The 12,250-nt window shown below is 71.8% G+C and carries 10 protein-coding genes and 1 tRNA gene; 6 read left to right on the plus strand and 5 right to left on the minus strand.

What is annotated here, in order from left to right; translation table 11 throughout:
- Positions 1 to 91: 91 nt before the first annotated feature.
- From BM288_RS04245 to BM288_RS04260, 4 genes are all read left to right on the plus strand, one after another.
- Positions 92 to 176, plus strand: a tRNA-Ser gene (locus tag BM288_RS04245).
- 79 nt (positions 177 to 255) lie between these two features.
- Positions 256 to 615, plus strand: coding sequence for a response regulator transcription factor (locus BM288_RS04250; protein ID WP_318255330.1), 360 nt, complete (start codon positions 256 to 258; stop codon positions 613 to 615).
- Entirely contained in the window at positions 612 to 1,574 is a 963-nt protein-coding gene (locus BM288_RS04255; protein WP_092916303.1) for a HEAT repeat domain-containing protein, read from the plus strand. Before BM288_RS04250 ends, BM288_RS04255 begins: the two co-directional genes overlap by 4 nt.
- Entirely contained in the window at positions 1,571 to 3,043 is a 1,473-nt protein-coding gene (locus BM288_RS04260; protein ID WP_092916305.1) for a glycosyltransferase family 2 protein, read from the plus strand. Before BM288_RS04255 ends, BM288_RS04260 begins: the two co-directional genes overlap by 4 nt.
- On the opposite strand, the gene BM288_RS04265 is transcribed toward BM288_RS04260, so the two are convergent.
- The 4 genes from BM288_RS04265 to BM288_RS04280 form a co-directional block, all read right to left on the minus strand.
- Positions 3,008 to 4,648, minus strand: coding sequence for a sensor histidine kinase (locus BM288_RS04265; RefSeq protein WP_092916307.1), 1,641 nt, complete (start codon positions 4,646 to 4,648; stop codon positions 3,008 to 3,010). The genes BM288_RS04260 and BM288_RS04265 overlap by 36 nt on opposite strands.
- Positions 4,645 to 6,477, minus strand: coding sequence for a helicase HerA-like domain-containing protein (locus BM288_RS04270; RefSeq protein ID WP_092916309.1), 1,833 nt, complete (start codon positions 6,475 to 6,477; stop codon positions 4,645 to 4,647). The genes BM288_RS04265 and BM288_RS04270 overlap by 4 nt, the downstream gene beginning before the upstream one ends.
- A gap of 100 nt (positions 6,478 to 6,577) precedes the next feature.
- The gene (locus BM288_RS04275) at positions 6,578 to 7,798 is read right to left on the minus strand and encodes a multidrug effflux MFS transporter (RefSeq protein WP_092916311.1); all 1,221 of its coding nucleotides are present in this window, start codon (positions 7,796 to 7,798) and stop codon (positions 6,578 to 6,580) included.
- Complete coding sequence (locus BM288_RS04280) at positions 7,795 to 9,012, minus strand: amidohydrolase (protein ID WP_177220247.1); 1,218 nt, start codon at positions 9,010 to 9,012, stop codon at positions 7,795 to 7,797. The genes BM288_RS04275 and BM288_RS04280 overlap by 4 nt, the downstream gene beginning before the upstream one ends.
- A gap of 581 nt (positions 9,013 to 9,593) precedes the next feature.
- On the opposite strand from BM288_RS04280, the gene BM288_RS04285 reads away from it, so the two are divergent.
- A complete protein-coding gene (locus BM288_RS04285; protein ID WP_092916315.1) occupies positions 9,594 to 10,244 on the plus strand; it encodes a hypothetical protein in 651 nt (216 codons plus the stop codon).
- Between the two features lie 85 nt (positions 10,245 to 10,329).
- Here the strand turns inward: BM288_RS04285 and BM288_RS04290 are convergent, their stop codons facing one another.
- Positions 10,330 to 10,776: an SRPBCC family protein gene (locus tag BM288_RS04290; RefSeq protein ID WP_092916317.1), complete on the minus strand. Its 447-nt coding sequence runs from the start codon at positions 10,774 to 10,776 to the stop codon at positions 10,330 to 10,332.
- Positions 10,777 to 10,861: 85 nt separating this feature from the next.
- On the opposite strand from BM288_RS04290, the gene BM288_RS04295 reads away from it, so the two are divergent.
- Complete coding sequence (locus BM288_RS04295) at positions 10,862 to 12,247, plus strand: MFS transporter (RefSeq protein ID WP_092916319.1); 1,386 nt, start codon at positions 10,862 to 10,864, stop codon at positions 12,245 to 12,247.
- Positions 12,248 to 12,250 lie beyond the last annotated feature (3 nt).

Consider the following 12,250-nt stretch of genomic DNA (forward strand, 5'->3'; position numbering starts at 1 on the left):
GGGCAGTGACCCAGGGAGGGGGCGGGCGCTTCGGCGCTCGCCCCCTCTTCTCTGGGCTAGAATCGCAGGGTTGGCCTCTCGGGGCCGGCACGGAGGATTCGCCTAGTGGCCTATGGCGCACGCTTGGAAAGCGTGTTGGGTGCAAGCCCTCAGGGGTTCGAATCCCCTATCCTCCGCCGACACTGCATCCAGTCACGATGGAGCACGCATGCGACAGAGCAAACCGCGGTCCCCGCACCGCGCAGGGAGCCGGTCGTGAGCGCCCGCATCCTGGTCGTCGATGATGACCGTGACATCCGCGACCTGGTCGCGATCAAGCTCGAGTCGGCCGGGCACGAGGTGGTCATCCGCCCCGATGGCTCCGAGGGCCTCGAGGCTGCCCTCGCCGGCGGCTGGTCGGTGATCGTGCTCGACGTGATGATGCCGGGCATGTCGGGCATCGACGTGCTGCGAGCGGTGCGCGAGCGCGGTGACCGCACGCCCGTCATCCTGCTGACCGCACGGGGGCAGGAGAAGGACATCGAGGCGGGCTTCGCCGCGGGTGCCGACGACTACGTGACCAAGCCGTTCAGCCCGCGCGCCCTGCTCGCGCGCGTGACCGCCGCGCTCGGATGAGCTGGCTGACCGACGGGGTGATGCAGGCGGTCCTGCTCATCACCGCCGGCATCGCGCTGGGCATGCTCGTCTCGCTGGTCGTGCAGCGCACCGTGCGCCGTCGGCGCGCGAGCGTGCGCGCGCGGCTCGACGAGCGCATCCGCCCCCTGGTGCTGGCTGCGACCGTCGCCGAGGACGATGAGACGGATGCGCTGATCGCCCGGGTGCGTGCGCTCGGCCCGGACGAGCGGGCGCACGTGCGCCGCACCGTGTTCGGCATGCTGCGCGATGTCACCGGCGAGGCCGCCGAGCGGCTGCGCGCCGTGGGCGACGCCGCCGGCATCGTGCCGCGCGTGCTCGCACTCTCCGAGCACCGCAGCCCCGCGCTGCGGGCGAGTGCCGCCGAGGCGCTGGGACTGCTGCAGCCGCCCGGCTCGCTCGAGCTGCTGTGCCGGCTGGCCGCGGACCCGGCGCCGGCCGTGCGCACCGTCGCCGTGCGCGCCCTGGGCGCGTACACCGAGCCTGTGGCTGTCGACCGCGTCATCGCCGCCCTGGCGATCGGGAGCGGCGTGCCCAACAACGCTGCGGCCTCGGCGCTGCTGCAGCAGGGCCTCGCGGCCGGCGACCGCGTGCGCCTCGCACTCGACCACCCCGACGCCGGTGTGCGGCGCGGCGCCGCGCGCGTGGCAGGGCTGCTGCAGGCGCCCGGCGTCGCCGAGCGGCTGGTGGGACTGCTCGAGGATGAGGAGGAGTCGGTGCGGCTGGCCGCGATCCGCTCGCTCGAGCGACTGCCGGTCGCCGCGGCGGTGCCGGCGCTGCTCGACGCCGCGCTCGCCGACGGCCGCGATGGCGAGGCCGCGGCGACGACGCTCGCCGCGATGCCGCCGGCCTGGACGGCCGCCGCGCTCGCGCGCATCGAGGCGGAGGGCGCTCCGGCCGTGCGCCGCGCCGCCGGCATCGCTCGGGGGGCCGTGGCATGAGCTGGCTGCACGACATCGTCTCGGCCATCATCCTGGCGCTGGCCTGGCCGAGCGCCATCTACTTCCTGCTCTCGAACACCGCGATGCTGGTGCTGGTGCTGATGGCGTCGCGGCACTTCGTGCGCCACTTGCGCGAGAGCGACCACACCGGTCGCGAGGCGATGGCCGCGTCGCCGCTCAGTCCGGGTGTGAGCGTGCTGGTGCCCGCCTACAACGAGGCCGCCGTCATCCGCACGAGCGTGCGCTCGGTGCTCGACCTGCGCTACCCCGACCACGAGGTCATCGTCGTCAACGACGGCAGCACCGATGCGACCATGCAGGTGCTGCGGGACGAGTTCGACCTGGTGCCCGACGACCGCGAGATCCCGGGCCGCCTCCCGGTGCGCGGCGCCATCGTCGCGGTGTGGCGCTCGCGCGGCGGCGTCGTGCCGCTGATCGTCGTCGACACGCTGAACTCCGGCCGCTCCGACTCGATCAACGCTGCACTCGACCTCGCGAGCAAGGATCTGGTGGTGATGGTCGACGCCGACTCGATCCTCGAGCCGGATGCCCTGCTGTCGGTCTCGAAGCCCTTCGCCGACGATCCCGACCGCGTCGTCGCGACCGGCGGCGCCATCCGCATCGTGAACAACAGCCGCGTGCTGGGCGGCCGCATCGTCGAGATCCGCATGCCGAAGCAGCTCATCGCCCGCATCCAGGTGGTCGAGTACCTGCGGGCCTTCATGCTCGGCCGCACCGCCTGGTCGGATCTGCAGGCGCTCGTGCTGATCTCCGGCGCGTTCGGCATGTTCCGCCGCGACGTGCTGCTCGAGGTCGGCGGGCTCGACCCCGACTCGATCGGCGAGGACTTCGAGCTCGTGATGCGCATGCAGCGCTGGATCCGCGACGGCGGGCGCGACAAGCGGATCGTGTACGTGCCGGAGCCGGTCAGCTGGACGGAGGCGCCGTCGACGCTGCAGGTGCTCGCCCGGCAGCGGCGCCGCTGGCATCGCGGCCTGTGGGAGGTGCTCTGGAAGTACCGCGGCATGCTGCTGCGCCCCCGCTACGGCCGCATCGGCGCGGTCGCGCTGCCGTACTACTGGCTGTTCGAGCTGTTCGCGCCGCTGCTGGAGATCCTGGGGCTGGTGCTGATCGTGCTCGGCTTCGCGACCGGCGCCCTGAACACCGGCATGGCCGTGTTCCTGATCCTGGTCTCCTACGGCTACGGCACGCTCGTGACGCTCACCGCGGTGGTCGTCGAGGAGGCGAGCTTCCACCGCTACGAGCGCTGGCGCGACCTCGGCGCGACGCTCTGGGCAGTGCTGGCCGAGAGCCTCGGCTACCGCCAGCTCACAGCCGTCTGGCGACTGCAGGGGTGGTGGGCGGGCCTGACGGGCCGCACGCAGGTGTGGGGCGAGATGACGCGTGCCGGCTTCGCCGGGGCGACGGATGCGTCAGGCCGCGCCGGGGAGGCGGAAGGACGCGGCTGATCCCGTGCCCCGCTCGCTCGTGAAGTCGAGCGTGCCGCCATGCGCGTGCACGATCATGCGGCAGATCCACAGGCCCAGGCCCGCGCCCTGCACACCGGATGCCCGCGCCTCGGAGGAGCGGTAGAAGCGCTCGAAGACGCGCGCCGCCTCATCGGCCGGCACCCCGGGGCCGTCGTCGACGACGCGCACCACCGCATCCGTCCCCACCAGTTCGACGTGCACGTCGACGATGCCGTGCTCGCGGGTGTACTTGATTCCGTTCGAGACCAGGTTCTCGATCACCTGCGTGATGCGGCGGGCATCGGCCTCGAGCTGCACCCTCGGGCCGTCGAGCAGGCGCAGCGTGACGCCGCGGCGGCGCGCGCGGTGGTCGAGCGTCGCGACGGCCTCCTCGGCGAGCGCCCGGAGATCGGTCGGCCGGGCCTGCAGGTGCACCTCGCCCCGGCTCATCTCGCCGACGATCAGCAGATCCTCGACCAGCGCCCGCAGCCGGTCGGCGTTGCGCTGCACGATCGACAGCCACGAGCGCAGCGAGTCGGGCAGCTCCTCGTCGAGGGCGAGCTCGAGGAAGCCCGCGATCGAGGTCAGCGGCGTGCGCAGCTCGTGCGAGACGAGGGCGACGAAGTCGTCGCGATCCTCCAGCATGCGCATGTAGACGGTCACGTCGTCGACCGAGGCGATCGAGCCGCGGAACTCGCCGTCGATCATGAGCGGTCGCGACGACATCGTGACCGCGAACATCTCGTGGCCGGGGCGCGCCACCCAGCAGACCACGTTGTCGAAGGCCTCGCCGCGCGCAGCCCGCAGGAACGGCACCTCGGCGGGCGGCAGGTCGCGGCGGGTGTCGAGCTCGAGGAAGCGCGCCCCGTCGAGCATGGTGTCGAAGCCGTCGCCCGCGAGCGCCTGGTGACCTTTGAGCGTGGAGTTGACGCGCAGCACGCTGCCATCGGCGTCCAGCAGCAGCAGGCCGACGCGGGCGGTCTCGAAGATGGCGTCGAGCAGCCCGGCATCGGCCGCGCGCTGCTTCGCGATCGCCTGCATCTCGCGCTCCCGGTGCAGGAGGGCGAGCTGCTGCCGCTCGATCGTGCGCGCGTAGCTGGCGGCGAACCACGCGGTGGCGACGAGCGCCAGCGGCACGATCACGACCCCCACCACGTTGGCGGTCAGCGTGACACCGGTGGAGTGCGGGATGCGCAGCGCCATCACCACCAGCAGCACCGCACTCGCGATCGCGACGATGCCGATGCCGCGGCTGCGCACCGTGACGCCGAGCCAGAACGCGGGCATCACGGCCAGCAGCGCCACGATGCGCGGCGCCTGCGGGTCGGCGATCAGCGCCGTCAGCGCCAGCAGGTCGAGCGCCGGCACGAGCACGCGCATCTGCGCTCCGGCAGAGGGAGCGGCCAGCGCGAGCGGGGTCGCCGCTGCCATGCCGATCGCCACGATCCACGGCCACGGGTGATCCCAGACGTCCCGACTGACGACCGAGAGCGCCACCAGCACCAGTGCCACCATCAGCGTCAGGACCAGCTGCACCTCCCGGAGGCGCAGCGCCCCGATGACGCGGGGCCGGATGTCGCGGGGGCCCGGAGCGGACTGGCTCACCGTCGCCGGTTGCCGAAGATGCCGCGCACGACGTCCCGGATCATCGCCTGGCCGGAGCGGGAGCCGAGGAAGTCGGTGATGATGTTGCCGCCGGAGCTCGAGCCGCCGCCGGAGCCGCGGGTCGAGCGGTTGCGCTTCGCCTCGGCCTCCAGCCGCTTCGCCTCCTCCTCAGCGGCCTCGCGGGCCTGCTCGTCCTGCTCCGCCTTCTGCGCCGCCTGCAGCTTGGCCTGCAGCCGCTCGTAGGCGGACTCGCGGTCGACCGCCTCGCCGTACTTCGCCAGCAGCGAGGAGGCCTGCACCGCGCGGTCGATCTCGGCTGCCGGGGTGGGATCCATCGAACCCTGCGGCGCGCGCAGGCGCGTCCAGGCGACCGGCGTCGGTGCGCCCTTCTCGTTCATGACGGTGACGATCGCCTCGCCGATGCCGAGGCTCGTGAGCACCTCCTCGAGGTCGTAGGCGCTCTTCGGGTAGGTGCGCACCGTCGCCCGCAGCGCGGTCTCGGCGTCAGGCGTGTGCGCGCGCAGCTGGTGCTGCACGCGGGAGCCGAGCTGCGCGAGCACGTCGTCGGGCACGTCCTTCGGCGTCTGCGTGACGAAGAAGATGCCGACGCCCTTGGAGCGGATCAGGCGCACCGTCTGCACGATGGCCGCCAGGAAGTCCTTCGACGCATCCTTGAACAGCAGGTGCGCCTCGTCGAAGAAGAAGACCAGCTTGGGCTTGTCGACGTCGCCGACCTCCGGCAGGTCCTCGAACAGGTCGGCGAGCAGCCACATGAGGAAGGTGGAGAACAGTGCCGGCTGGTCGGCGACGCCCGGCACCTCGAGCAAGCTGATGATGCCGCGCCCGTCGGGGCTGGTGCGCAGGAACTCGCGGGTGTCGATGTCGGGTTCGCCGAAGAAGACATCCGCCCCCTGCCCGCTGAACGCGGTGATCTCGCGCAGGATCACGCCGGCGGTCTGCGTCGAGATGCCGCCGAGCCTGCGCAGCTCGTCCTTGCCCTTGTCGCTCGTGAGCCACAGCAGCAGCTCACGCAGGTCCTTGAGGTCGATCAGCGGCAGCTGCTGCTCGTCGGCGTAGGCGAAGACGATCCCGAGGCTCGACTCCTGGGTGTCGTTGAGGCCGAGCACCTTCGACAGCAGCGTCGGGCCGAAGTCGAGCACGGTGGCGCGGATGGGCACGCCGTGGCCGATGCCGCCGAGCGCGAAGTACTCGACCGGGGAGGCGGCCGGCTCCCATGCCTGCCCGATGCCGGCGGTGCGAGCGAGCAGCTTGTCGCCCGACTCACCGGGGGTCGCGATGCCGGAGAGGTCGCCCTTGATGTCGGCGGCGAACACGGGCACGCCGGCGGCGGAGAGCTGCTCGGCGAGCACCTGCAGCGTCTTGGTCTTACCGGTGCCGGTCGCGCCGGCGACGAGGCCGTGGCGGTTGACCATGGACAGCGGGATGCGCACCGGCGTCTCGGCGTCGGCTTCGCCGTTGACGAGCGCGCCCATCTCGAGCGCGGCGCCGTCGAAGGCGTAGCCGGCGCGGATCTCACCGACGGCGTCGGCGCTGAGCGGCCCGACGAGCGCATGCGCCTCGACCGTCTCGCCCGGTTCGACCGGCTGCTCGGGGTCGGCGGGCTGCGGCGCGGAGACCGCGGCCTCCTCGAAGCTCTCCGCCACCGGCGGTGCCTCGTCCGGCGTGTCATCGTCGGCGGGCGCGGGCGGGGAGTCCGCCTGCACCCGCGCTTCGCTGGCCTGCAGCTCCGCGAGCCTCGCCGCCGCTTCGAGCTGCGCTTTGCGGGCCGCTTCCAGTTCAGCCTTGGCCTTCGAGAGCTCGTCAGTCATGGCGCCATCCTTGCACGCTGGGACCTGGAGCAGAGGCCGCTTCGGGCCTGTGCCTCGACGCCGGCGCCGATGCCCGTCTCCGCCATCGCGTCCGTGCGCCTCACTCGATCGTCGGCACCGTGCGCGGTCGCACGACGAACCACAGCGAGACGGTGGCGAGCACTCCGCAGCAGAACATGATCGTGCCCATCGGGATCGCGTTCTCGATGCTGAACAGGCCCACGATCGGGCTGACCAGTCCGGCGATCGACATGTTGCAGGCGCCCAGCAGCGAGGCCGCGGTGCCGGCTTCGCTGGAGTGGCCGACGAGCGCCAGCGTCTGCACGCAGGGCATCGACAGGCCGAACGCGAAGGCGAACACGGCCAGCGGCGGCACGAGGCCGGCGATGCCGAGGCCCGCCATGTCGAGCGCGACGATGCAGGCCGCCGAGATCACCAGCAGCGCGGTCGAGACCGCCAGCACCCACTGCGGCCCGAAGCGGTTGGCGGCGCGGCCTGCTGTCTGCGTGCCGATCAGCACGCCGACCGAGCAGAGCGCGAACACCAGGCCGAACTGCCCTGGCGTGAAGCCGTAGACCTCCTGCAGCAGCAGCGAGGCGGTCGAGATGTAGGCGAACATGCCGCCGAAGATGCTCGCGCCGATGATCACGACGCCGATGAACACGCGATCGGTGAGCACCGCGCGGTAGCGCTGCCCGAGCGTCGAGTGGCCGCGCTCCTGCCGCAGGTGCGGCGGGAGCGTCTCGCGCAGGAAGAGCAGCTGCAGCACGATCACGAGCACGGCGTACGCGGCGAGCACCCAGAACAGCCCGCGCCAGTGCAGGAAGCCGACCAGCCAGGAGCCGATCACCGGGGCGGCGATCGGGGCGATGCCGATCACGAGCGCCAGCCGCGACAGCGCCGTGGTGAGCTGCTTGCCGCCGAAGAGATCGCGCACCATCGCCATCGCGACCACCGTGCCCGCTGCCGCGCCGAATCCCTGGACGACGCGCATGAGCATGAGCGTCACGATGTCGGGCGCCATGGCGACGGCGACGCTCGCGAGCACGTGCACGACGGTGGCGACGAGCAGCGGCCTGCGCCGGCCGACACGGTCGGAGAGCGGCCCCATCACCAGCTGCCCGAATGCGAACCCGAGCGTGGTGGCCGACAGTGTCAGCTGCACCACCGCATCCGTCGTGCCGAAGTCGTCCTTCACCGCCGGGAAGGCCGGCAGGTAGAGGTCGATCGTGAAGGGCCCGAGGCCGGCGAGCAGCCCGAGCACGATCAGCGTCGTGACGCGGCGCCGCCTGCCGAACTCGGCTCCGGGGGCGCTGCTCACTCCTGCGCGAGCGCGAGCGGCACGTCGCTGCGCGGGGCGACGCGCTCCTCGCCGGTCGTGGCGTCGTGCTCGAAGACCACGGCGCCGTCGATCAGCACGGTGCGGGGGCGGGCCATCGGGTCCATCCAGTCGCCGCTCCAGACGACCAGGTCGGCGCGCTTGCCGGGCTCGAGCGTGCCCACCTGGTCGGCGATGCCGAGCACCTTGGCGGGGTTGATCGTGATCGCCTTGAGCGCTGTCTCGCGGTCGAGCCCTTCACGGACGGCGAGGGATGCCTGGTGCACGAGGAAGGAGATGGGGATCACCGGGTGGTCGGTGATGATCGAGATCTCTACTCCGGCGGCGGCGAGCTTGCCGGGGTTGGCGATCGAGCGGCCGCGCAGCTCCATCTTCGACTTGGTCGTGAACAGGGGACCGATGAGCACCGGCACGCCGCGCTCGGCGAGCAGGTCGGCGACCAGGTGCGCCTCGGTGCCGTGGTCGATCACCAGGTCGTAGCCGAACTCGGCCTGGATGCGCAGCGCGGTGACGATGTCGTCGGCGCGGTGAGCGTGCTGGCGCCACGGGATCTCGCGGGCGAGCACCTTGCCGAGCGCCTCCATCGTCAGGTCGACGTCGTGGCGCTTGTCGTTGTCGGGGTCGGCGTGGCGGCGCTGGTAGTTCTGCGCGGCGACGAAGGCGTCGCGGATGATCTTCGCGGTGCCGAGCCGCGTGGACGGCGTCTGCTTCTTCTCGCCGTACACGCGCTTGGGGTTCTCGCCCAGCGCGCTCTTGATGCCGGCGGGCTCGCGCAGCACCATGTGGTCGACGATGCGGCCGTGGGTGTGGAGCGTGGTGGCCTGGCCGCCGATGGGGTTGCCGGAGCCGGGGTTGACGTTGACGGTCGTGACGCCGCCCGCGAGCGCCAGGTCGAAGCCCTCGTCGTAGGGGTCGATCGCGTCGATCGTGCGCACGCCCGCCGTGTTGGGGTTGGTCATCTCGTTCGTGTCGCTCGCGGCGCCGCCGTCGCCCTCGGGATGCACGCCCAGGTGCACGTGCGCGTCGACCAGGCCGGGCGTCACCTGCGCGCCGGCCACATCGAGCACCGTCGCTCCCTCGGGCACCGCCACGTCGGCGCCGAGCTCGGCGATGCGTCCGTCGCGCACGAGGATCGTGCCCTCGAACTCCTCGCCCTCCACGGGGATGACGGTTGCGTTGACGATGGCGAGCAGCATGGAGTTCCTCTTCTTGTCTGACAGCGTCGTGCCAGCCTACGCCTGCTTAGCCCAGCGAACGACCCCGCCCCGCGCGACGGCATTGGCCACTTCCGGGCATGAGTGGCCAATCCCCCGCGTGAATGGCCAATCCCCCGCGTGGATGGCCAATCCTCCGCGTGAATGGCCAATCCCCCGCGTGAATGGCCAATCCCCCGCGTCAGTGGCCAATCCCCCGCGTCAGTGGCCAATCCCCCGCGTGAGTGGCCAACTCCCCACGTGAGTGGCCAACTCCCCACATGAGTGGCCACTTCCGGAGTCGCAGGCAGAAGGCGCCGCTCGATGCCGGGAGGCGCCACTCGATCACGGGAGGAGCCACTCGATCACGGGAGGAGCCACTCGATCACCGGAGGAGCCGCTCGATCACCGGAGGAGCCACTCGATCACGGGAGGAGCCACTCGATCACCGGAGGCGCCACTCGATCACGGGAGGCGCCACTCGATCACGGACGGGCCGACGGGGACGGCGGCACCGGCCTCGAGCGGGCTGCCGTGGCCGCGCTGTGGCAGGATCAGGGCAACCCACGAGAGGGGGCGTGCCCATGACCGCCAGCACGCCCATCGCCGCCAGCACGACCGTCGGCCGCAGCGACGAGGTGCACCGGCGGCTGCAGCTGTGGGGCGGTGGCGCGGCGATCGTCGGTACGCTGCTGGGTCTGGCGCCCCAGCTGCTGCTCATGCTGCCGCTGCAGAGCCCACTCCCCCTGGGCCAGGTGAGCACGATCGCCGGTGGACTGCTGATGGTGCTCGCCGCCGTGCTGCTGGCGAAGGCCTTCGTCGGCGACCACGCGGCGTTCGGCCTGGCCAAGCTCGGAGGCATCCTGCTGATCCTCTTCCACTGCTGGTGGCTCGCGGTCGTGCTGGTGCCCAGCGAGCTGTGGTTCTTCGGGGCCGCGGGCGGGGAGGGCTGGAACGTCACGCGCCTGGTCATCGGCGTCGCCGCCGGCGTCGCGATCGCCACCAGCTGGCCCGTGCGCGGCTTCAACCGCTGGTCGATGCTGATCGTCGCCGCCTGCTTCGGGCTCGCCATCTACGGCGCCTATGCGCTCATCATCGGGCTCGGCCAGGCAGGTGCAGACGGCGCCGTGCTGCTGAGCTATCTGCAGCCGCTCTCGCTGCTCGCCTTCGGCGCTGGCCACGCCGTCAGCGGCTGGCGCGGCACCCGCACGACCGGCGCCGACGCATCCGCCTGACCCGACCACTCGCAGCGCTCATCCGCCTGCGCTGAACGCACGGCGCGCATCCGCCTGCCTCGGGCCGCCACGCGAGCGAGCGCCCTCAGTCGTCGAAGTGCTCCTCGAGGCGCGTCAGCGTGTCCTGCCAGCCGTCGCGCAGGTCGTCGAGCTCGTCGAGCGGCCCGGTCTGCGTCACGTGCACGAGTGTGCCGTCGCCGGTCTCGCGGAGCTCGATGATGACGAGCTGCTCCTCGCCCTGCAGCTCCTCGCCGCCCCCGAGCCAGTCCCAGGTCTGCACGATGCGCTTGCGCTCGTCGAGCTGCAGGTAGCGCCCCTGCACGCCGAAGCCGCCGGTGGCGGTGCGGAACCGGTACATGCCGCCCTCCTGCAGATCGACCTCGTACTGCGCGTCGTCGAACTGCGGCCACCACCACTCGGCGAGGCCCGCGGGCGTCGTGAACAGCTGCCACACCGCATCCGTCGACGCCACGACGAACGCGGTGATCTCGGTGCGCTCTGCGTCAGCGGGGATCTCGATGGGCTCGCTCATGCCGCCACGCTATCCGGGCCGGATGCGCCCCGCACTATCGTGGTGCCGTCCGGCGATTCCCGCGCCCTCGACGAGAGACCACAGCATGAGCGCTCTGCCCACCGCCGACGGCCTGACCCGCTCCGAGCGGCTCGACCGCCTGCCCTTCACCCGCAAGCACGGCAGGCTGCTCGGCACCGCGGGCATCGGCTGGGCGCTCGACGCGATGGACGTCGGCCTCATCTCCTTCGTGATCGCGGCGCTCGCGCAGCAGTGGGCGCTCACGAGCATCGAGACCAGCTGGATCGCCTCGATCGGCTTCGTCGGCATGGCGATCGGCGCGACCGTCGGCGGCCTGCTCGCCGACCGCATCGGCCGCCGCAGCGTCTTCGCGCTCACGCTGCTCGTCTACGGCATCGCCACCGGCGCATCCGCACTGGTCGGCTCGCTCGCGGCGCTGCTGGTGCTGCGCTTCATGGTGGGCCTGGGCCTCGGCGCCGAGCTGCCGGTCGCCTCGACCCTCATCAGCGAGTTCGCGCCCAAGAAGATCCGTGGCCGCGTGGTGGTCTGGCTCGAGGCCTTCTGGGCGGTCGGCTGGATCATCGCGGCAGTCATCGGCACCTTCGTGGTCAGCGCCTCCGACGACGGCTGGCGCTGGGGGCTCGCGATCGGCATGGCGCCGGCGATCTTCTCGATCGCGGTGCGCTGGGGCATGCCCGAGTCGGTGCGCTACCTGCTGTCGAAGGGCCGCGTCGACGAGGCCGAGCGCACCGTGCGCGAGTTCGAGGCCGCGGCGGAAGTCCCCGCGCCGGCCGGGCCGTCTCGCGAGACCGAGACGACGGATGCGTCGCCGTCGCGGCGCACGGATGGCGCGGTCTCCGCGGCGTCACCCGACGCATCCGCCCCGAAGGTCTCGATCTGGTCGCCGATGCTCCGCCGCCGCACGATCGCGCTGTGGACGGTCTGGTTCTGCATCAACTTCTCGTACTACGGGGCGTTCATCTGGATCCCGTCGCTGCTGGTCGACCAGGGCTTCTCGCTCGTGCGCTCGTTCGAGTTCACGCTCATCATCACGGTCGCACAGCTGCCCGGCTACGCGGCGGCGGCGTTCCTGATCGAGAAGTGGGGCAGGCGCCCGACGCTGACCGTCTTCCTGATCGGCTCGGCCTGCGCGGCCGCCTGGTACGGCACCGCTTCGACCGAGGCGATGATCATCGCGGCAGGCTGCACGCTGTCGTTCTTCAACCTCGGCGCGTGGGGCGCGCTGTACGCGATCGGGCCGGAGCTCTACCCGACGAACGTGCGCGGCACCGGCACGGGCGCGGCGGCCGGCTTCGGCCGCATCGCGTCGATCATCGCGCCGCTCACGGTGCCGTTCCTGATCAGCGGCGGCGGGCCGCTGCTGCTGTTCGGCGTGTTCGCGCTCGCGTTCGCGATCGCGGCGATCGCTGCCTGGACCCTGCCCGAGCAGCGAGGCACCGCGCTCGAGTAGGCG

This window comes from Agrococcus baldri (assembly GCA_900114805.1).
In the GTDB taxonomy this organism is placed as follows: domain Bacteria; phylum Actinomycetota; class Actinomycetes; order Actinomycetales; family Microbacteriaceae; genus Agrococcus; species Agrococcus baldri.